Genomic DNA, 20,294 nt, shown 5'->3' on the forward strand with positions numbered 1-20,294 from the left:
CGCTGGCGATGGCCAGCGAAGCCGCCGTATGCCGCAGCTTGTGCGGGGCGACCTTGAGGTGCCCCAGCCCGGCCTTCCCGACCGCCGGTGCGAAGAACCGCTGGCGAAAGTTGTGGGCGCCCGCAGTGGACCGCCCTGCGGGGCGGCGAAGAGCAGTTCCTCATCTCCCCGCCCCTGTGTGGGGCTTCAACTCCTCAGCCACGAACCGCGGGATCGGTACAGACCGACGCTCATGGCTCTTGGGAGTGTCGAGGTAGAGCTTGCCGTTGTCCTCGACGTATGCCTCAACGACATGGGCCCGACAGGAGTCCAGATCGACGCGGCCCACCTTCAGCCTCGCCCCAGCGCAGGCGGGTGTAGGCCAACGGCAGGATGAACACCCGGTAGGCGCCCGACGCGTTGACCAACGTGTCTACTTGTATATCGTCCAGGTACACGTGGTCAGCCGGTGCCGCCTTCGGCACGCTGACAGCTACGGTTGACCGCCAGACGACGGGCGATGACCGCGTAGCCAAGAACGCGGCTGAGGACGACATACGCCTTGCGGACCGACCGGGGCTGAGCTTCCTGTCACCGGTTGCCTCGCCGGACAGCTGGTCCGCGCCCCACTAGGCACCCTTCTGGTCCGCACGGCTACCGACGACGGGACCGGTCTCCTCGCCCTGCTCGGCCCCACCACCCGAGGGTCCGTGGCGGCGGCGCTCGCGAATCCGGCGCTCGCCGATGACGTGCTCCTCGACGGCCTGCGGACGGCAGTCGAAGACGTCAGCGCGCAAGTAGGATCACTCCCCTTCCCTCGACTGCAACTCCTGCTCGCCCCCGTGACCGAGTCCTGCCGACGCCTCCTGACCGGCGGTGCGCCCGAGCCGCTGCTGCCCGGGTTACGCACGGTCGCCGCTGAGGCGTACACCCTCGCCGGGCGGCTGGCGTTCGAGACCCATGACGACCAGGCATCCCGCGCCCTGTACGCGGCCGCGACGGACACGGCAGGGCTGCTCGATGCCACGTGGCGCCGGGCCATCGTCCATATGAGCCACGCCCTGGTCACGCTGTACTCCGCCCCCGGAATCGACACGGCCCGTGGGCTGGTCGAGGCCGCGGTACGCGACGCCCGCACCGGCGACAGCATTCGCGTACGGGCCCGAGCCCACGCGCTCCGGGCCGATATCGCCGCCCGGTCGGACGCCGAGCGGCAAGCACAGACCGCGCTGGCACTTGCCTGGTACGACGTCGAACGCGACGCGGACGGCGATCCGGTGCCAGCGAGCTTCAGCGCTGATCACCTGCGGGGCTTCGAGGGCTTGTGCCAGCTGTACGTAGGAGACGCGGCAGTCGCCCACGACGTCTTCGCCAGCAGCGCGAAGGCCCTGAGAACGCCACGTGAACGGGTGCAGCGGGTCATCGTCACCACCGACCAGGCCCTGGCCTGCATCCGCCTCGACGCCCCGGAGCGGGCAGTCGACCTCCTCCACGACTGCGTCGACACCGCCGCCAACACCGGCGGGCGCGTGCCTGCGCTTCGCCTGTGCCAGGCGCGCAAAGCACTGCGGCCCTGGCGACACGAGAGGTTCGTCGCCGACCTGGACGACCATCTCATCGACATACTCGGAAGCTGACGCGTCGAGCATCCCCCTCGGCCGAGAACGCGACCGGCCTGTTCTGCGACCGCGCGACGGACCTCCGCCGGAATCCGGTTCGGCGGCGCCTTTTATCCTCGCCTGGTGAGTACCACCAGTCGCATCCGCCAGCTCGGGAACACGCTGCGCCGCAGGACGCTCCTGCCGTCCGGCGATGGGGGCGTGGCGCAGAGCCTCGTGGCGCGGCCCGTGCCGCGTTCGCACCTGCTGTCGGCGCGGGTCGCGGATCTGGGGCTGACGGTCGTCGCGTTGGTGCTCGCGGTGTGGAGCAGTCTCAAGAACCCCTACCTGGGACCGGCTGCTCCCTGGGCGAACCTGCTGATCGCCGCCATGAGCGGTCTGCCGCTGCTCGCGCGGCGCCGGGCGCCCGAGCTGGTGCTCGGGGTCGGGCTGCTCGCCAAGGTCCTCCATGTGTCGGCCTTCGCGACGCCCCTCGCCTACTACGCGGAGGGCGCCTATCGCGGCCCGCACAGCCGCCGGGCCGTCTGGGTCTCGGCCGGTGTCGGGCTGGTGGGGCTCGCGCCCTGGAACGCGGCGGGATGGTCCGACTTCCGGACCGTGGCGCTCTGGTTCTCGGTGAACTTCGTCTTCTCCTGCCTGGTGCCGCTGCTGCTGGGGCTCTATGTGGGCCAACGGCGGGCCGTCGTCGCCGGTCTCGTCGAACGGGCGGAGCGTGCCGAGCGGGAGCAGCGGCTCGTCGTCGAGGCCGCGCGGGAAGAGGAGCGTCGGCGCATCGCCGGGGAGATGCACGACGTGGTCTCCCACCAGGTGAGTCTGATCGTCGTACACGCCAACGCGCTCAGCGCCGTCGCTCACGACCCGGAGGTGACGGGCGAGACCGCGCGGATCATCCAGACGGCCGGTCGGCGCGCGCTCACCGAACTCCGCGAGATGCTGGGGCTGCTCAGGAACGGGCCGGGCGATGGCCCGGACGCCGCGGGGTCAGGGGCCGCGGTGCCTGCGGCGTCGGACGGGCAGCGGCCCGTCCCCGGCGCGGTCGTCGGCGGGATCGACGAGCTGGCCGACGGCTCCCGGACCGCCGGGCTGCCGGTCACCGTGCACGTCGAGGGCGCGCCGCAGCCGCTGGCGGAGCCGGTCGAGCGGGCCGCTCACCGGGTCGTACAGGAGGCTCTGACCAACGTGCACAAGCACGCCCCGGGCGCCACGACGCGGATTCAACTCGCTTTCGGTCCGGCGAACTTGCGGGTACGGATCGTCAACGGACCGTCCGAGAAGACTGCCGACGGTGGGCCACTGCTGCCCAGCGGGGGACACGGGCTGATCGGGCTGACGGAGCGGGTCCGCCTGGCCGGAGGCACCATCGAGTCCGGGCCCACCGGTGACGGCGGCTTCCGGATCGATGCCGCGCTGCCCGTGTCGGTGCCTGGAGCGCCCACGATCACGTGAGGCCCGCGTCGTGCGTGATGAGCGCGACCTGGGTGCGGTTGGCGGCGTCGAGCTTGGTCATGATCCGGCTGACATGGACCTTGACGGTGGACTCGCTCACGTACAGGTCGTTGGCGATCTGGGAGTTGCTGTGGCCCTGGGCGACTGCCACGGCGACCTCGCGCTCGCGGGCGGTCAGTTCCGCCAGCCGCGCATGCGCTCGCGGGGCGGCCGCGCCCGTGGCGAAGAAGGCCAGCAGCTTGGTGGTGATGCGCGGGGAGAGCATCGCCTCGCCGCGCGCGAGGACCCGTACCGCCTCGGCCAACTCGCGCGGCGAGGTGTCCTTGAGCAGGAACCCCGCCGCGCCGTGCTGGAGTGCGGCGTAGACGTATTCGTCGACGTCGAACGTGGTGAGCACCGCGACGGCGGGAGGGTCGGGCAGCGCGGCGAGCTGCCGGGCGACCTCCAGGCCGCCGACGCGGGGCATCTGGATGTCGGTGAGCACCACGTCCGGGCGGTGCTTGGCAACCAGGTCCACCGCCACCGAGCCGTCATCGCCTTCGGCGACCACCTCGATGTCCGGCTCGGCGTGCAGGATCATCCGGATGCCCTTGCGCACCAACTTCTCATCATCGAGGAGGACCACCTTGACGGTCACTCACGCCACCTCCTCGTCCGCTCACCTGCGACATCGCCTGTACACGGTATCCGCCGACGCCTGCCAGCAGCTCAGCGTACGACTTTCGGGCACGTCCGCCCGAGCGCAAAGGGTGACGCGCCGAGGCTGCCGACCGGGACAGGATCGACGGTGTCGGGTCCGGCCGGGCCCGATGTGGATGTTCGGATCCAGAGAATCCAGAAGTTCGAGAGGACAGAGGGCAGATGGCCAGGCGCGGCAAAGCGGCACTGTGCGCGGTGGCGGGGGCGATCACGCTCACCATGGCAACGGCACCGTCGGCATCGGCGATCATCGGGGGGCACGGCGCCACGTCCCCGTACTCGTTCATGGTGAGCGTGCGGAAGGACGGCCACCACTACTGCGGGGCCTCACTGATCAAACCGGACTGGATCGTGACCGCCGGGCACTGCGCGGTGAACGTGAGGCCGCAGCAGCTTTCCGTCCGGGTCGGCGACCACGATCGTACGAAGGGTGCCGAGGCGAAGGTCACCAAGGTCACCGCACACCCGGACTTCTCCTACGAGCCGTTCCGCAACGACGTGGCCGTGATGAAGCTGGACCACCCCGTGGACGCGAAGCCCATCAAGCTGGCCGCTGACTCCGGGCGTCCGGGCACCGACACGCGGATCATGGGATGGGGAATGACCTGCGAGGACGGCAGCGAGTGCCCGCACCCCCCGATCCGGCTACAGGAACTGGACACCAAGATCGTCCCTGGCGACCGGTGCAGCGAGAACTACCACGCGGACAACGAGCTGTGTACCGACAGCCCCACGAAGAACGCGCAGGCGTGCGTGCTCGACTCCGGCGGGCCGCAGATCAAGGGCCGTCCCGGGCGGTGGGAACTGATCGGGGCGACCAGCCGCGACGGCGACGCCGATCCGAAGTGTGCCACCGGCCCCGGCATCTACACCGACCTGACCGCCCACCGCGATTGGGTCGAGCGGGCCACCGCGGAATGACCGGCGGCGGCTCCTACGCCTGGACGACGGCATGGGAGGTCACGTGGAGAACGTTGCGACCAGCCATTCGGTGCCGCCGGCCAGCCGGGCCGAGAAGCGGCGGAGTCTGCCGTCCGCGGCGATCCAGTAGCGGGTGCGGCCGGGGGCGAGGCGGGCGGCCTTGGGGGCGGTGGCTTGGGGCTTGGTGGCGGACGGGCCGGCGAACACCGTGACGGGAACTCCTGCCACTTTCTCCCTACCGAGGCGACGGGCGCCGCTGCGGAGCAGCAGTCGGGCGTTGTCGGGGCGGTCGGCCGCCAGATTGAGCAGCAGGAGCAGCGTGGTGTCGATGGTGGACGCCCGGGTCGTGAGCGCGCGTCGGGCCCAGCCGTGGCGGGGTGGGTGCGCGGGGAGCACCCCGCCCGGCTCACCGGCCGCCTCGACTGGCGTCACGGGACCGGACTCGCCCTCCTCGAAGGCAACGGCCCTGGGGCTCGCTCCGAAGCCTGGTACGTGATGTCGACCGCGTTGCGGGACAGGGTGTTGTGCTCCAGCCGGTTGCTCAAGGGGAGTACGTCCTCGTGGGAGGCGAGGACGATGCCGGTGCGTGAGTTGCCGCTGACGCGGTTGCGCAGCAGCCGGTTGTGCTGCCCGCCGGCGATGCCGATGCCGATGCCGATCCCGTAGCCGCCGTCCGCCTGCTCCGGGGTGTCGCGGGCGTTGTTGTCGGAGACCAGGTTTCCGGCGACCACGCCGCCGGTCTGGGGTACGTAGGTTTCCTGGTAGTCGCTGTTGGCGGTCAGACCGACCCGGTTGCGGGTGAACCGGTTGCGCAGCACCCAGATGGGTCCGCTGGCGTTGGTGCCCTCGTAGCCGATGGCGTTGTGGTCCGCGATGTTGTCCTGGACGAGTACGTGGCAGGGCTTGCACTGGCCCGCGTAGAGGCCGGAGTCGGCACTTCCAGAGGCGTAGTTGCGCTCGATGATGCCGTGCCGGGCGTTGAACGCGTAGATGCCGTACAGGCCGTTGGCATGAGCGGTGACGTAGCGGACGCGGAAGCCGTCGAGGGACGGGTAGCGGTCCGGGTCCAGGTGCTCGTAGCCGTCGCCGCCGCGGGCGAGGCCGCCGTCGGCGTCGCTCATTCCGGTGATCAGGACCCCGTTGAGGAGGTGGTTGCGGACGGTCAGGTTCTCCACGGAGACGCCCGCGGCGGTGACCACGATGCCGTTGGAGCGTCGGCCCTGGCCGTCGATGACGACGCGGTTGCGGTCGGTGCCCCGCAGCACGACGCGGTCGGTGCGCACCCGCACGCTCTCGTGTACACGCCGGGCGAGACGAGCACCAGGTCGCCGGGGCGGGCTCGGGAGAGGGCTGCCTTGATCGTCGGTGCCTGGTCCGGCACCCGGATGGTGGCGGGCCGGGCCGAGCGGTCAGGGGCGTGGTCGTCGGTGGTGGACGTTCCCGAGCAGCCGCCGCACAGGAGCGCTGCGGCCAGCAGGCCGCCCAGCGTCGCCGGGGAACAGATGGGCGGAAGGCGACCGCCCGCTCCCTCCTGGTCCGAGTCGCTGCCGGTCAGCCGAACAGCTTGGAGCCGAGCGGGTGTTGGCGGTCGAAGCCGGGGAGGATCAGGAAGGTCGCGCTGGCCGTCGTGGTGGTGAAGGGCAGCAGCGCGTCGGCGGTGTCCATGTGGGTGAGGGTGGCGGTGAAGGTCCGCAGGTCGTTCTGGAAGCTGATGAAGAGCAGGCCGGGGGCGGGCTCGTCGGTGGTGTAGGAGCGGCGGAGCATGAGGCCCGCGCCGACCACGGTGGGGTTCGCCCTGCGCACATGGGCGTCCGCGGGGACGAGATAGCGTCCGTCCGGTGTCTTGGCGCCGAGGTCCGGGCCCGAGGCCACGGGGCCGCCGGAGAGGGGGACGCCGGTGGCGCGGCGCCGCCCGAAAACCGCTTCCTGCTCGGCCACGGACAGGGCGGCGAACCGGGACAGGTCGAGCTCCATGCGCCGCAGTACGGCAAGGGTGCCGCCCGCGACCGCACGGGGTCCGGCCAGCCACAGGTCGCGGCGTTGTTCGGCGGCCGTGTGCGGGCCCACGATGCCGTCGATGAAACCGAGCGGGTTTCGTGGCGCGGTGAGGCCCTTGCCGACCGGCACGTCCGTACCGCGGCGCGCGGACTGCCGCCAGCGTTCCTCGATGCGGTCACCCGCGTGGTCCAGGAGCGCGGCGGCGACGACCGGGAGGAGGACCGGGTCGCTGGCGCAGATCTGTAGCAGCAGGTCGCCGCCGCGTGCCCGCGGGGCGATCCGCTCGCGGGAGAAGCGCGGGAGGTCGGTCGCGCCGGGCAGCGTCGCGCCGGGCAGCGAAGCACCGGCCTTACGCACCAGCCGGGGGCCCACGCCGACGGTCACGGTGAGGTCGCCCGGCGGCAGACCCAGCAGCCGCGGGTCGGTCCCCGCGGTGAGTGCGCGGACGGCCCGGCCGAGGTCGGCGAGCAACGGGCCGACGGCCACGGTGGCGCCGAGGTCGGCCACCACGGCCAGCAGGTTGCGCTGGGCCTGGTGGGGAAGGGTGATGCCCGCCTGATGACGGCCCGTCGCCCGGACCGGCATCGGCGTGGCCCCTGTAGCAGTGGCCCCTGTAGCAGGGGCCGGCCGGGCGGAGTCCGATGTGCACCCGGCGGTCAGACCGGCGGCCACCGCGGCGCCGGTGACATCGAGGAACGTGCGGCGCGACGGGGGGTGATCGGCTCGGCGCATGGTGTGCAGGGTGCCACACCCGAATCGTGCGCGCGGGCCGATCTCGCCAATTACGGCGCGCAATTGGGCATTGGTGCCAGACTGGGATCATGCCTCGATTAGCTCTTCGCGTGGTGGCGGCGGTACTGGGCACGCTGGCAGTTGTGTCCGGCTGTAGCGGTGGCGATGACGGATCGGACAAGGGCCGGCGGCCGTCCGGTGCGCACGTGACGCTCCGCGTGCCTGCCGATGCCCCGACGATCTCGGCCGCGGTGTCCCTGGCCCACCCCGGTGACCTGGTGCTGATCGCCCCGGGCACGTACCACGAGTCGGTGAAGATCGACACGGCCCGCATCACCCTTCGCGGCACGTCCCGGGACAAGGTCGTCATCGACGGACGGCTGCGGCAGCCGAACGGTGTCGTCGTCGCGGCGCCCGGAGTGGCCGTGCAGAACCTGACCGTGCGGAACAACACGCAGAACGGGGTCCTGGTCACCGGTTCCGCGGCGGCGGCCTCCGCCGGGCTGCCGGGGCGGAGCGGCGGCTACGACACCGGCGACGAGCCCGTCACCTTCCTGAAGTCGTTCCTGGTCTCGTACGTGACCGCGACCCGCAACGGGCTGTACGGGATCTACGCGTTCTCCGCGCAGAACGGTGTCATCGAGCATTCGTACGCCTCGGGTGGGGCCGACTCGGGGATCTACGTCGGACAGTGCAAGCCGTGTCACATCGTGGTGCGGGACAACGTCGCCGAACTCAACGCGGTCGGTTACGAGGGCACCAACGCCAGCGGCGAGATGTACGTGGTCCGCAATCGTCTCGTCGGCAACCGGGTCGGCCTGACCACCAACTCCGACCACCAGGAGAAGCTGCTCCCGCAGCGGGACGCCGTCATCGCGGGCAACCTGATCGCCGCCAACCAGCAGCCCGCCACCCCGGAGCAGGCCGACGGCGGATGGGGCACCGGCATCGGCGTCGACGGCGGCAGCGACAACAGGTTCGTCCGCAACCGCGTCGCCGACAACAGCAACGCCGGGCTGGTGATCACCGCGACCGCCGACCTGCCTGCGGTCGGCAACCAGATCGTGGACAACACGTTCACCGGCAACGGCGTCGACGTCGGCTGGACGTTCCCCACCGCCACCCGGGGACGGGGCAACTGCCTGCGCGGCAACGAGCTGCGCAGCACGGTGCCCGACCGGCTCGCGAAAACCGCCTCCTGTCCGCGGCCCGCCAAGTCGGCCTCGCCAGACGGCAGATGGGCGATGCCGAAGGCGCCCGGTGGCATCCCGTTCACCGAGGTCGCGGCGCCCGGCCGACAGCCTCAGTTCCCCCAGGCCACCACCACGGGCGCCACCGCCGTCCCGGCCGTTCCGGCCCGGCCGGACATGGCGGGCGTCCCGCTGCCGCCGTCGTCCCTGCTCGCCGCGCACGCACGGGTACGGACGCCCTGAACGGCGGCTACCGCGCCGGGGTGACTCCAGGGACCGGCTTGACCGGTACGTACTTCTGGGTGTCGAAGGCGATGACCGCGGGCCGCGACGCGGAACCCACGCTCACGCGGACCCGGTACATGGTGCTGTCCGAGCCGACCCAGTAGCGCACCCTGTTCGCCGTACCGGAGCGGTCGCGGGAGGAAGGACCGGTCATGACGTCCACCCGGTGGCCGTCCACCTGGTCGCGCCCCCACCAGGCGGCGCCGTTCTGCGGCATGAGTTGGGCGTTGTCCGGCCGGTCGCTGCCGAGGCTGAGCGCGATGGCCAGCGAACTGTCCAGCGAGCTGCCGGACGACTGCAACGGGCGGCCGTACCAGCCCGAGCGGGGCGGCGACGCGGGTGCGTGCGCCGGGGCGTTCGCCATCGGGCGGACGAACACCGAGGCGGCCGTCCACTGGATCAGCCCGTCGCTCGACGTCTCGCGCCCGGTGCCGTGCACCACGCCGTAACCGACCTTGCCCCGGTAGTCCACGGACCCGGTGACGGTCAGCCCACCGGCGGTGCCCGGCACGGTGATCGTCACCGCGCGGCCGCGCGCCTCGTAGTTGCGGAACCGCGTCATCGCCAGCCGGTCCGCCTCGTCCGTCGTCAGTGCGCGCGGACCGCTGGGGTCGGAGCCGCCGCCGATGACCAGGAACGCGGTCACAGCGACGGCCGCCGTGCCGAGGACGGCTGCCACCCAGCGTGGCCGCAGCCATCGGCGCCGGTCAGCCGCACGGCCCGGTCGGGCTTGCTTGCTTCTCACGCTCGCCCTCTCTGGAGACGTGATCTGCCTGCCCGCGCCATCCAGGCCGCGGGCAGGCAGATCACTGTTGTCCGGTTCGGTTCGTTCAGTGCTTCTGGGCGCGACGCCTCCGGCTCACGTACGCGAGCACCAGGCCCGTGCCCACCAGCAGCCCGACGAGGGCGACCGCCTCTGGCAGCCGGGACAGCCCGGTGTGCGCCAGCGAACCCGTACTCCTGCCGGCCGGAGCCACGTTGGCGGCCGGGCCCGGGTTGGCGGCCGGGCCCGGGTTGGCGGCCGGGCCCGGGTTGGCGGCCGGGCCCGGGTTGGCGGCCGGGCCCGGGTTGGCGGGCGGGGCCGGGTTGCCTGGCGGCGTACCGGCTGATGGCGAGGCCGGGCCCGGGGTCGGCTTCGATGGCGAAGTGTGCGTCGGGGTCGGGTCGGGTGACGCGGTCGAGGTCGGCGTCGGCGTCGGGCTCGGGGTCGGGGTTGCCTTCGGGATGTACACCCCGGCGTCGATCGTGTGATCCACCCCGCCCGGCTTGTCCGGCGCCGTGACAGGCGCGGAGCCGTTGCACAACCGCCCGCTGGTCGGCGGGGTCACATTGGAGTCGTGCGCACGGTTCGCACCGGCTCGCGGGAGCGTGAACCGCAGGTCGTCTGCCGGGGGCTGCTCGGGCACCTTGCTGGTGTCCGCGGTGCACACGTCGAACTGCACCGTGTACTTCGCCCCCGGAGTCAGCTCGTACTCGGCGCCGACCCCACCGAAGTAGTACTCACCGGCGGCATCGGTCCTGGTCGTGGCGACCTGCTTGCCGTCCGCGTCCAGCAGGTTGATCGTCGCCCCCGGCAGCAGCACGTGCCCCGGGTCCTGGATCCCGTTGTGGTCGCCGTCGAACCACACGACGTTGCCGATCTGGACCGGCGCGTTCGCCGCCGCGTACGCGATGTCACCGAGCCCACCGGCCTTGCCGAAGCCGCCTTGTGTCCGGCTGACGAACTGGAACCCGTTGGCAGCCGGGTTGTTGCCCGGGCCCTCACCGGTCGTGATGTTGTGGTACCCGGTACCCGAGGTCGCGACGTCGACGACCGGGTCGAACTCCGTGCTGACGACCCACTCCTGCTGCGGGATGTAGGCCACCGCCCCCAACGCGGTCTCCTGGTGCGCGTTGGCGTAAGTGTCGCCCGGGAAGTATTCGACGACATCGGCGGGCTGACCGCCGCTGTTGGCGGGGGTGGCGTGGTTGGGGCAGCTCCCGGTGCCTTCCCACTGGTACTCACCGGTGGGAGTGGCGCAGACCATGGTGATGTCGCCACCGGACATGCCGTTCTCCGCCGTGTCGTTCCCGGCGCGGGGGTCCAGACCTCCCCAGCTGAGCACGTCCATGAACCGGTCGCGGAAACCCAGGATCATCGAGCCGTCGCGGGCGAAGGCGAGGGAGGACAGCTCCGGCTGCGGATCGATGAAGACGCCGCCCGACTTCCGGTCGTCCCACGTGTCCAGGCCGGTGTTCCACGGGTTCCAGTGGGTGGCCTTGTCGCCGGACCCGAAGACGCTGCCGCGCTTGTCGGTGAGCGCGTGGGTCAGCACCGTGCTGAACCGCCTGCCGTCGTAGGTGTAGACGACGGCCTTCAGGTCCGCGCGCTGCTGCGTGCTCTCCGCGCTGCACACGCCGCCCACGTACAGCGTGTTGTTGTGGACGGAGAGACCGAACGGCCGCCAGTCGCCGGGGCTCGCGCACCCCGGGTCCGGGATCGGCACCGTCGCCTCGGGCTCCGAGGCGGTGGCCCCTGTCGCGTCGAAGCTCACCAGGCTGCGGGTCAGCAGGTTCACCGCGTACAGCGTGGAGCCGTCCTCCGACAGGGTCAGGCCACCGATGCTCTCCTTGCCCGGGACGTCGGTGAACCCGGCATCCTTGATGATGTTGGCGGTGTCGTGCTGCGTCGTCCCGACGCCCGGCACCTGGGCGAACAGCTCCGGCGCGCCCGAGCCGTCGACGGGCACCGTGTAGATCGCGCCGGCGCCCTTCGGCCCGTAGGGGGCGTACCGGCGGGCGAACGCGCTCTGGAACACCCGGCTCTTGTTCTTGTCGTACGCCAGCCCGTACGTCGTGCCCACCTGGGCCTGCGTGGCCAGCGTGTCCGGGCACGCCGCATTGGTGGGACACGTGCCCCGGGTCTTCGTCCCGAAGGCCACCAACGCCCGGGTGTCGGTTCCGTTGGCGCCGTTGTGGACCGGTACGAAGTACCGCGAGTCCGGCAGCGCGTAGTCGGCCGGATCCCAGACCCCCGTCACCACCGAGGCGTCCTGTCCGTCCGACACGTCCACGAACGACGTGAAGCTGTCGAAGTGGTTCTCCGCCGTCGACGCGGGCGCCGCCCGCAGATAGTCGCTGTACGGCGCCGGGACGCTGACGTCGACGCGGTACCGGCCGCCGCTCAGCACCGCCGACTGCGACACCACGACCTTTCCGGTGGCATCCGTGACGCCGGTGACATGGTGCCCGGCGGGGTCGGAGACCTCCACCTTCATGCCCCGCTGCGGCACGTCCATCGTCGTGTTGACCACGCCGGTGCCGAAGAAGTCACGCAGGACCTCGACCGTCAGCGTGCCGTCGGCGTCCGAAGCGGAGGCCGGTCCGGCCGCCGCTCCCACCGTGCCGCCTGCCAGCAGGAGAACGGATAACCCCATGCGCCCCAGGGGCTCCACCAGCCTCCGGGGCGACCGGCGAGCGTCTCTGTCTACTCGGTTCATGGCACCACACTCCACACTCCTCTTGCACGGAAAAGAAAAAGGGCCCACTGCCGTTGCGTGGACCGCATTGCGATAAACGTTTACTGATGTTGTTGGTGGGGCGTAAGTGCCGTGGGCCGGGAAAAGCGAACGCGTGTTCAGAGCTTTGGCCAGAACCGCCCTGAATTGTAAGTTCTCGCAGCTCAATCACGGCACCCTCGCCCCCACCGTCGACCTCACCGACCGCCACCGCGAGCAGCGCGCGATATCGTATCCGCTGGAGTCCCGTCGTCACCAGCAGGCCCCTTGGCTTTCACGGGAATTGGCGACAGTCCCGAACACCCGGAGAATTACGCCCGCAAGAATGTGCGACAGGGGCGCGCTCGCGGAGTTGACGGTCGGTGCTGCCGGGGCGGGCCGAGGGCGGGCGCCCATCCAGGTCTTCAATTGCCGGGAACTCGCTGTCCTTTCACCCCGACTACTACTGCGGACGTCCTCTACCCCGCCCGTACGCCCCCTCGGAGGCCCGCATGTCGATGAACCGGCCACTCACCACTTCGGTGGCCGCAGCCCTGTGTCTCCTCGCGGCAGCGTGCGGATCGTCGTCCGCGAAAGGGCCGGGTGACGCGGCGCCCGGCGCGGCCGATGCGAAGGGCGGTTACCCGGTGACCCTCGACAACTGCGGCCGCACGCAGACCTTCACGAAGGCGCCCGGCCGGGTCGTCGTCATGAACGGTGCCTCCGTCGCCGAGGTATCCACGCTGCTCGCCCTCGGGCTCGGCGAGAGGATCGTGGCCAACCAGCAGGGCTACGGCATGTCCGAGGTACCCGGCCGGGCCGATGCCATCAGGAAGCTGCCCACCGGGACTGGCAAACCCGGCGACGCCCGCGACATCCCGCGCGAGGCAATGTTCGGCCTGCGCCCCGATCTCGTCCTGTCCGTCACCACGTACGGCTTCGACCAGAAGAATGGATTCGCCACCCGCGATCAGCTCAAGGGGATCGGCGCCAACAGCTATGTCTCGCCTCAGGGTTGCGACGACGATCCCGCCAAGATGACCATCGCCGACAGCTACACATTGCTGCGCGACATGGGAAAGATCTTCAACGTCGGCGGCAAGGCCGAAAAGCTGATCGCCGCCAACGAGAAACGCATCGCGGCGGTCTCAAGCAAGGTCGAGGGGAAGAAGAAGCCGAAGGTCATGGTGGTGTTCTCCCACATGCCCATGGGCAGCAACGACTTCAGCTCCATCTTCGCCAAAGGCATCGTCAACGACATCCTCGCCAAGTCCGGCGGCTCCAACGCCTTCGAGGGCGCCACCCAGGCCACTTTCGCCGATCTGAGCAAGGAGAAAGTGGCCGCCACCGACATCGACGCCCTCGTCGTCATCAGCTACAACGACCCCGACCCGGCGGCCTACGCCCAGAAACTGCTCAAGGAGTTCCCCCAGTGGCCGGCGGCCAAGAACAAGACGTACGTGACGCTGTCCGACTCGATGTACCTCGGCCCCAGCAACGACGTGGCCGTGGCGAAGATAGCGAAGATGCTGCACCCCGACGCCTTCTGAGCCGTCTCAAGGTCCCGCTGGCCTGCCTGCTTCTCACGCTTGCGCTCGCCGCCTGCATGATCGTGGCGATCAGCGTCGGCGCGGTCGGCGTTCCGTTCGGCGATGTGTGGGGCATCGTCCTTCACCACGTCACCGGCGTGGGGTCGGCGCCGTCCGATCCGGCGCTCGACCAGATCGTGTGGAACTTCCGCACTCCGCGGGTGGTCCTGGCGGCCCTGGCCGGTGCGGGTCTCGCCGTCTCCGGCGCGGTGCTCCAGACCGTGGTGTCCAACCCGCTCGCCGATCCCATCGTGCTGGGCTTCTCCTACGGCGCCACCCTCGGCGCGGTCCTCGTCATCACCCTCGGTGGCGGCGTGGCGCTCGCCGGGCTCGGGGTGTCGGCGGCGGCCTTCCTCGGTGCGGTCGTGGCCGGGGCGCTGGTCTTCCTGCTCGGGCAGCGGCGGGGGCGGATGGCTCCGACCCGGCTGGTGCTGGCGGGCGTCGCCGTCGGCTACGTCTTCCTCTCCGCGACGAGCTATGTCCAGCTCCAGGCGACCCCTGCCGAGCTGCGCACGGTGATGTTCTGGATGCTGGGCAGCGTCGCGGGGGCCCAGTGGGGCCAACTCCCGGCCGTCACGGCCGTCGTGCTCCTCACCACCGCGCTGTTGTCCCTGTTCGGCCGCCGCCTCAACGTGCTGCTGGCCGGCGACGAGACGGCCACCGCCCTCGGTGTCGACGTCAACCGGCTGCGCGCCGTCCTGCTGGTCCTCAGCGCGCTGCTGACCGGCACCGTCGTCGCGGTCGCCGGCAGCATCGGCTTCGTCGGCCTGATGATCCCGCACCTGGTGCGCCTGACCATCGGCGCCGACCACCGTCGGCTCCTGCCCCTGACCGCCCTGCTCGGGGCGCTCTACCTGGTGCTGGTCGACCTGCTCTCGCGCACCCTCAACCGCCCCGACGAACTGCCGCTGGGCATCCTCACCGCCCTGCTCGGCGCCCCCTTCTTCCTGTGGCTACTGCGCCGCGACAAGGGCTTGGACTGACTGCATGAAACTCACCGTCGAACAGCTCCACATCACTCTTGAGGGCAACGCGATCCTGCGCGACGTCAGCCTTCAGGCCCGCAAGGGCGGCATCGTCGGCCTCGTCGGCCCCAATGGGAGTGGCAAGTCCACCCTGCTGCGCGCCGTCTACCGCTCACTGCGCCCGCTGGAGGGGGTGATCACGGTGGGCGAGGACGACGTGTGGAAGCTGTCTCCCCGGGATGCGGCCCGCCGTACCGCCGCCGTCCTCCAGGACGGCGGCGGCAACACCACCGGCCTGACCGTCGCCGAGGTCGTCGCCCTCGGCCGCGCGCCCCACCACGGTCTCCTCGGCCGCGACGGGCCCCGGGACCACGAGGCCGTCCTCGACGCCATCGACCGCTGCGGGGTACGGCCCTTCGCCCACCGCGCGTACGCCTCCCTGTCCGGCGGCGAACGCCAACGCGTCCTGCTGGCGCGCGCCCTGGCTCAGGACCCGCGGCTGCTCGTCCTGGACGAACTCACCAACCACCTCGACATCCGGGCCCGGTTCGAACTCCTGGACCTCATCCGCGCCACCGGCATCACCACGCTCACCGTCCTGCACGACCTCGATCTGGCCGCCCGCCTCTGCGACCACCTCGTCGTCCTGCGCGATGGCTCGGTGGCGGCCGCGGGGCCGGTCCTGGAGGTGCTCACTCCGGACCTCCTCGCCGACGTCTTCGGCGTCCACGCCCGCACCGACCGGCACGACGACGGCGTCATCCGCATCACGTACGCAGCCAGCCCCGTACGGAAGTGATCAGGCGCTTCGCCAGACGGCGCCGCGCTGCTCGTATTCCATGATCGACTCGACACCGAGGGCGACGGCTGCTCCGCACTCGCGGGTGAGCAGCCAGAGCGCCAGGTCGATTCCGCTGGTGACACCGCCCGCGGTCACCAGATTCCCGTCGTCGACGACTCGCGCGTCCACCACCTTGCCTCCCTGAGCGGCCAGTTCGGCCTTGGCGAGGTGGTGCGTCGTGCACGGACGGCCGCTGGTCAGTCCCGCCGCGGACAGCACCAGGACCCCGGTGCAGACACCGGCGACGGTGACCCCCGCCTGCTGTGCCCGTACGAGGTCCCGGTGGACGTCCGGATCGTTGATCAGCTGATCGCCACCGCCCGGCACGATCAGCAGATCGGCATCGGTGGGCTCCCAGGCGGACGGCACCATGATCTTGGTGCCGAAGAAGCAGGTCACCTCGCCGGGAGCCGACGGTCGCACCAGTGCCGTCTCCACCTGACCGCCCGCCTGCACGGCGTGCCCGAACACATCGCGCGGCCCGATGGCATCCTGCTCCTCGACCCCGTCGTACATGAGGATCTGAACACGTGGCGACATCAGCTGTGCCTCCATGGCAGTAGTGCTGGCTCGCCCTAGTAGTCCGCCGCCCCGGTCGAAAAGTTCCCGCTCGACCGGGGTGCGGGCAGCGCGACGTCCGATAGCCGCCAGACTTGGCGGGGGCGGGCGGTCAGCCTGTTGGACGTGACCGAATCTGCCGAAGCGCTCATCGAGCGGTACCTGCTGGCCGGCGCCGAGTTCGAGAACCGGTTGCGGGCCGTGGGGGCCGAGCAGTGGGCCTCGCCGACTCCCTGCGCGGAGTGGAACGTACGCGCCCTGGTCAATCACATGGCCCGCGGCAACCTCAGCTACTTGGGCCTGCTGAACGGCGAGACCAGCGAGGATTTCCTGCGCCAGCGGGACGCCGACGCGCTGGGCGCCGACCCGGTCGGGGCGTACGTCCGGTCCGTACGGGACTGCGCCAACGCCTTCGCCGGGCCGGGTGCGTTGGAACGCGTTCTCGACTACCCCCTGGGCCGGATCACCGGCCGTCAGGCCCTCGCCGTGAGGACCGCCGACAGCGTGATCCACACCTGGGATCTCGCGCGTGCCCTGGGCGTCGACGACCGTCTGCACCCGGATCTGGTGGAGTGGATCGACGGCAGTCTGGAGGAGATCTACGCCGGACTGCCCGAGACCCCCACCGCGGCCGAGACGACCCACCGGTTCTTCGCACCGCCCGTGGTCCCCCTCACCGAGGACGCGGCTCGCCAGGATCGGCTACTGCGCCTGCTGGGCAGGGACCCGGACGCGGACGGCGCGGTGCGCACCGTTCCCCGGGCCGGTCACAGCGGTTCGCCGGGGATGGCCAAGTAGGTCTCGCGCAGGCGGGCGAGCAGGGGGTGGTCGGTGGCCATCGGGGTCGCGTCGATGCGGGAGATGGCGCGTACGCCGATGCTCGTGTTCGTCGCGAAGGCGGCGTGCATGTGCTGTGCGTCCGCGAGCGTGACGGGGGCCGTGGTGGAGTCGGTGTGCTGCTGGAGCAGGGCCATGGTGACTCCCGGCAGGACGTCCGCCTCGGGCCAGACGACGCCCTCGTCCCCGATGAAGCCGACGTTCCACGTCCCGCCCTCGGAGACCCGGTCGCCGGGGCCGGTGAACAGGGCGTCGTCGTACCCGTCGAGCTGCGCCGTACGGCGCGCGTGGAGCGGGCCGAAGAGGCCCACGTGCTTGACCCGCGGCACGTCGCGTTCGTGGCCGACGGCCTTCACCCGCAGCGGCGGCAGGGGCAGCGACGCCGCGGGGCGCACGGTGACGAGGATGTTCGGCGTCGCCGCGTTCGCCGGGTGGCCGATGTCGAGGCCGGGGTCGAAGACGGTGACCCGGACGACGAACGAGCCACCGCGCCCGCCCGCGGCCTGCCGTACGCAGCGCCGGACCCGTTCGGGGTCGAGGTCGGCGCCGAAGACCGCCTCGCAGTCCCGCACCAGCCGGTCGAGGTGGTGCGTAAGGCCACGTACGCGCTGGTCATCGACGCGCATGCTCGTGAAGTGCCCGTAATTGGTGAGCGCCAACGCCAGCAGCGCGTCGGGGTCCGCGGGCCGTCCGTTCAGTTCCGCCATGGCCTCAGGATGGCAGGAGCTCCTGACCTGGGGAGGAGTATCCCTCAGCCGCTCAGGCCCAGCTCGCCCGCGCGCATTCCGGCCTGGAAGCGGGAGTCCGCGTCGAGGGTTTCGAGCAGGACGGCGACGCGGCGGCGGTAGGTGCGGAGGGAGGTGCCGAGTTCTCGCGCGGCCACCTCGTCGGTGGCGCCCGAGCCCAGGGCGCGCAGGATCGTGCGGCTTTCGGCGTCGAGGTGGGGTTGCTCGCCGCGGAGGAAGGACTTGAGGTCGGTGGCGGTCGTCCAGGCGGCGTCGAACAGGGCGTACACCGCGCCGACCAGGGTGGGGCCGGTGGTCACGGTGTATTCGCGGCCGCCGGGGGCGTCCAGGCCCGCGAGGATCGCGAAGCGGCGGTCGATGATGATCGTCTCGTGAGGGAGGGCGGTGGCGGCGATGCGCACCTCGGCGCCCTGGGCGACGAGGTCGCTCAGGTGCTTGCGGCTGTGTTCGTCGGCCAGCGCGGCCGGGCTGCACAGCTTGCGGACCTGCTGGGGGCCGCCGTGCCGGACCCGGTGGCGGGCGGCCTGGCGGGCGCCGCTCAGGTGGGCGTAGGTGCTGAGATCCCGGACGGCGCAGAGGAACTCCTCGCGGATCGAGGAGAAGACGTGTTCGGTGCGAGCGAGGAGCTCCAGGTCACCGCGGATCGTGAGGATCTCTGCCACGCGTCCATTGTGCCTCGCTGGCAGCAAGCTGCCACGGGTTCGCGGCCCGGAGGGGCCGCCGCCGAAGCTGTGGCCATGAGCGATGACTTCCGCCTCGGCGGCGACCTTCCGATCAATCGCATGGGCTTCGGGGCCATGCGGCTGCCCACGAACAGCTTCCTCGGCCCGGCGCGGGATCCCGGGACGGGGCGCGCGGTGCTGCGCCGTGCCGTGGAGCTCGGCGTCAACCACATCGACACCGCCTCGTTCTACACCAGCGACGACGGCACCGTGCGGGCCAACGACCTGATACGGGAGGCCCTGCACCCCTACCCGGACGGCCTGGTCATCGCCACCAAGGTCGGCCCGGTCCGCACCTCCGACGGCGGCGTGGCCCCGACCACCGATCCGGCGGTGCTGCGGCCGATGGTCGAGAACAACCTCGAAGCGCTCGGCGTGGACCGGCTCGACCTGGTCAATCTGCGCATCGGCCTCATGGACGTGCCGCACGGCGAGTCCGTCGCCGAACGCTTCGAGGCGCTGGCCGCGATGCGCGAGGAGGGCCTGATCCGCCACCTCGGGCTGAGCAACGTCGACGCCGGTCACCTCGCGGAGGCCCGTACGATCGCGCCCGTCGCGTCCGTGCAGAACCACTTCCACGCCGGGAACCGCGACGACGCCGAGCTGCTGGCCGTCTGCGAGGAGGCGGGCATCGCCTACGTGCCGTTCTTCCCGCTGGGCGGTGGCCTGAGCGACCTGACCGGCGACCGCATGGCCAAGGTCGCTGAGCGGCACGGGGCCACGGTTCCGCAGATCGCGCTGGCCTGGCTGCTCGCCTCCTCCCCCGTCACGCTGGCCATCCCCGGCACCGGCTCCCTCGCCCATCTGGAGGAGAACATGGGCGCGGGATCGATCACCCTCACTCCGGAGGACCTTTCCGACCTTGTCTGACCGGTAGGGCTTCGGAAATTTTCGTGATTCTTTCCGGAAAGCTGTTGACTGTTGATGTGGGCAGCTCAAAAGTACGGATATGACTGACGCATCCACTCACACACACCCGAAGGCCGACGACGGTCACGGTCGATTAGGCGCGCTCGGGCGACGCCAACTGCTCATCGGCGCTGCCTGTACGACGGTGATGGGCGCCGTGTCGGCGTTGGCGATGCCCGGCACCGCGCACGCCGACACGGTCATCACCACGAACCAGACCGGCACGAACAACGGCTACTACTACTCGTTCTGGACCGACGCCCCCGGGACCGTCTCCATGAACCTGTCCTCCGGCGGCAGCTACAGCACCTCGTGGCGCAACACCGGCAACTTCGTCGCGGGGAAGGGCTGGAGCAACGGCGGGCGCCGGAGCGTGACGTACTCGGGCTCGTTCAACCCGTCGGGCAACGCCTACCTGGCGCTCTACGGATGGACGTCGAACCCGCTCGTGGAGTACTACGTCGTCGACAACTGGGGCACGTACCGGCCCACGGGCACGTACAAGGGCACCGTCACCAGCGACGGCGGTACGTACGACATCTACAAGACAACGCGGTACAACGCCCCGTCCGTGGAGGGCACGCGCACCTTCGACCAGTACTGGAGCGTCCGGCAGTCGAAGCGCACGGGCGGGACGATCACCACCGGCAACCACTTCGACGCCTGGGCCCGCGCCGGAATGCCGCTGGGCAGCTTCAAGTACTACATGATCCTCGCGACCGAGGGCTATCAGAGCAGCGGTAGCTCCAACATCACGGTGAAGTAGCACGAGCTGACGAGGA

The 20,294-nt window shown here is 70.8% G+C and carries 20 protein-coding genes; 10 read left to right on the forward strand and 10 right to left on the reverse strand.

Annotated features, from left to right (window positions below):
* Positions 1-608: 608 nt before the first annotated feature.
* Positions 609-776 carry a hypothetical protein gene (locus ACH4TL_RS04795; RefSeq protein ID WP_398312126.1) on the reverse strand — a complete coding sequence of 56 codons (168 nt, stop codon included), beginning with the start codon at positions 774-776 and terminating at the stop codon, positions 609-611.
* A gap of 45 nt (positions 777-821) precedes the next feature.
* Between ACH4TL_RS04795 and ACH4TL_RS04800 the strand changes: the two genes are divergently transcribed.
* Together ACH4TL_RS04800 and ACH4TL_RS04805 are read left to right on the forward strand one after the other, a co-directional pair.
* Positions 822-1,616, forward strand: a complete 795-nt coding sequence (locus ACH4TL_RS04800) for a hypothetical protein (RefSeq protein WP_398312123.1) — start codon at positions 822-824, stop codon at positions 1,614-1,616.
* Between the two features lie 105 nt (positions 1,617-1,721).
* Positions 1,722-3,044: a sensor histidine kinase gene (locus tag ACH4TL_RS04805; RefSeq protein ID WP_398312120.1), complete on the forward strand. Its 1,323-nt coding sequence runs from the start codon at positions 1,722-1,724 to the stop codon at positions 3,042-3,044.
* On the opposite strand, the gene ACH4TL_RS04810 is transcribed toward ACH4TL_RS04805, so the two are convergent.
* Entirely contained in the window at positions 3,037-3,681 is a 645-nt protein-coding gene (locus ACH4TL_RS04810; RefSeq protein WP_398312117.1) for a response regulator, read from the reverse strand. The genes ACH4TL_RS04805 and ACH4TL_RS04810 overlap by 8 nt on opposite strands.
* A 224-nt stretch (positions 3,682-3,905) precedes the next feature.
* Between ACH4TL_RS04810 and ACH4TL_RS04815 the strand changes: the two genes are divergently transcribed.
* A complete protein-coding gene (locus tag ACH4TL_RS04815) occupies positions 3,906-4,664 on the forward strand; it encodes a S1 family peptidase (protein ID WP_398312114.1) in 759 nt (252 codons plus the stop codon).
* A 39-nt stretch (positions 4,665-4,703) separates the two neighbouring features.
* Here the strand turns inward: ACH4TL_RS04815 and ACH4TL_RS04820 are convergent, their stop codons facing one another.
* From ACH4TL_RS04820 to ACH4TL_RS04830, 3 genes are all read right to left on the reverse strand, one after another.
* The gene (locus ACH4TL_RS04820) at positions 4,704-5,096 is read right to left on the reverse strand and encodes a hypothetical protein (RefSeq protein WP_398312111.1); all 393 of its coding nucleotides are present in this window, start codon (positions 5,094-5,096) and stop codon (positions 4,704-4,706) included.
* Complete coding sequence (locus ACH4TL_RS04825) at positions 5,093-5,947, reverse strand: right-handed parallel beta-helix repeat-containing protein (protein WP_398312108.1); 855 nt, start codon at positions 5,945-5,947, stop codon at positions 5,093-5,095. The genes ACH4TL_RS04820 and ACH4TL_RS04825 overlap by 4 nt, the downstream gene beginning before the upstream one ends.
* Positions 5,948-6,215: 268 nt before the next feature.
* Positions 6,216-7,394, reverse strand: coding sequence for a Dyp-type peroxidase (locus tag ACH4TL_RS04830; protein WP_398312105.1), 1,179 nt, complete (start codon positions 7,392-7,394; stop codon positions 6,216-6,218).
* Positions 7,395-7,483: 89 nt separating this feature from the next.
* Between ACH4TL_RS04830 and ACH4TL_RS04835 the strand changes: the two genes are divergently transcribed.
* Positions 7,484-8,827, forward strand: a complete 1,344-nt coding sequence (locus tag ACH4TL_RS04835; protein ID WP_398312103.1) for a nitrous oxide reductase family maturation protein NosD — start codon at positions 7,484-7,486, stop codon at positions 8,825-8,827.
* A gap of 7 nt (positions 8,828-8,834) precedes the next feature.
* On the opposite strand, the gene ACH4TL_RS04840 is transcribed toward ACH4TL_RS04835, so the two are convergent.
* Entirely contained in the window at positions 8,835-9,515 is a 681-nt protein-coding gene (locus ACH4TL_RS04840) for a hypothetical protein (RefSeq protein WP_398313668.1), read from the reverse strand.
* Between the two features lie 184 nt (positions 9,516-9,699).
* Entirely contained in the window at positions 9,700-12,285 is a 2,586-nt protein-coding gene (locus tag ACH4TL_RS04845; protein ID WP_398312100.1) for an SdrD B-like domain-containing protein, read from the reverse strand.
* 572 nt (positions 12,286-12,857) lie between these two features.
* Here ACH4TL_RS04845 and ACH4TL_RS04850 point away from each other — a divergent pair.
* Genes ACH4TL_RS04850 through ACH4TL_RS04860 form a run of 3 tightly spaced genes read left to right on the forward strand, consistent with a single transcriptional unit; the run spans position 12,858 to position 15,698 of the window.
* On the forward strand, positions 12,858-13,895 hold the full coding sequence (locus ACH4TL_RS04850) for an ABC transporter substrate-binding protein (protein ID WP_398312097.1): 1,038 nt from the start codon (positions 12,858-12,860) through the stop codon (positions 13,893-13,895).
* 56 nt (positions 13,896-13,951) lie between these two features.
* Complete coding sequence (locus ACH4TL_RS04855; RefSeq protein ID WP_398312094.1) at positions 13,952-14,917, forward strand: FecCD family ABC transporter permease; 966 nt, start codon at positions 13,952-13,954, stop codon at positions 14,915-14,917.
* Positions 14,918-14,921: 4 nt separating this feature from the next.
* Positions 14,922-15,698: an ABC transporter ATP-binding protein gene (locus tag ACH4TL_RS04860; protein ID WP_398312091.1), complete on the forward strand. Its 777-nt coding sequence runs from the start codon at positions 14,922-14,924 to the stop codon at positions 15,696-15,698.
* Here ACH4TL_RS04860 and ACH4TL_RS04865 read toward each other — a convergent pair whose 3' ends face one another.
* Entirely contained in the window at positions 15,699-16,280 is a 582-nt protein-coding gene (locus ACH4TL_RS04865; protein WP_398312088.1) for a DJ-1/PfpI family protein, read from the reverse strand.
* A gap of 144 nt (positions 16,281-16,424) precedes the next feature.
* Here ACH4TL_RS04865 and ACH4TL_RS04870 point away from each other — a divergent pair, with 144 nt between their 5' ends.
* The gene (locus ACH4TL_RS04870) at positions 16,425-17,096 is read left to right on the forward strand and encodes a TIGR03086 family metal-binding protein (protein ID WP_398312085.1); all 672 of its coding nucleotides are present in this window, start codon (positions 16,425-16,427) and stop codon (positions 17,094-17,096) included.
* On the opposite strand, the gene ACH4TL_RS04875 is transcribed toward ACH4TL_RS04870, so the two are convergent.
* Together ACH4TL_RS04875 and ACH4TL_RS04880 are read right to left on the reverse strand one after the other, a co-directional pair.
* Positions 17,066-17,842 (reverse strand): aminotransferase class IV family protein, encoded by a 777-nt coding sequence (locus tag ACH4TL_RS04875; protein ID WP_398312082.1) that lies wholly within the window; start codon positions 17,840-17,842, stop codon positions 17,066-17,068. The genes ACH4TL_RS04870 and ACH4TL_RS04875 overlap by 31 nt on opposite strands.
* Before the next feature lie 44 nt (positions 17,843-17,886).
* Positions 17,887-18,543 carry a DNA-binding response regulator gene (locus ACH4TL_RS04880; protein WP_398312079.1) on the reverse strand — a complete coding sequence of 219 codons (657 nt, stop codon included), beginning with the start codon at positions 18,541-18,543 and terminating at the stop codon, positions 17,887-17,889.
* A 75-nt stretch (positions 18,544-18,618) separates the two neighbouring features.
* Between ACH4TL_RS04880 and ACH4TL_RS04885 the strand changes: the two genes are divergently transcribed.
* Together ACH4TL_RS04885 and ACH4TL_RS04890 are read left to right on the forward strand one after the other, a co-directional pair.
* Positions 18,619-19,473, forward strand: a complete 855-nt coding sequence (locus tag ACH4TL_RS04885; protein ID WP_398312076.1) for an oxidoreductase — start codon at positions 18,619-18,621, stop codon at positions 19,471-19,473.
* Positions 19,474-19,660: 187 nt separating this feature from the next.
* Positions 19,661-20,278: a glycoside hydrolase family 11 protein gene (locus ACH4TL_RS04890; protein WP_398313666.1), complete on the forward strand. Its 618-nt coding sequence runs from the start codon at positions 19,661-19,663 to the stop codon at positions 20,276-20,278.
* The last annotated feature ends 16 nt before the right edge of the window (positions 20,279-20,294 follow it).

This window comes from Streptomyces sp. NPDC021115, assembly GCF_044333065.1.
Lineage (GTDB): Bacteria > Actinomycetota > Actinomycetes > Streptomycetales > Streptomycetaceae > Streptomyces.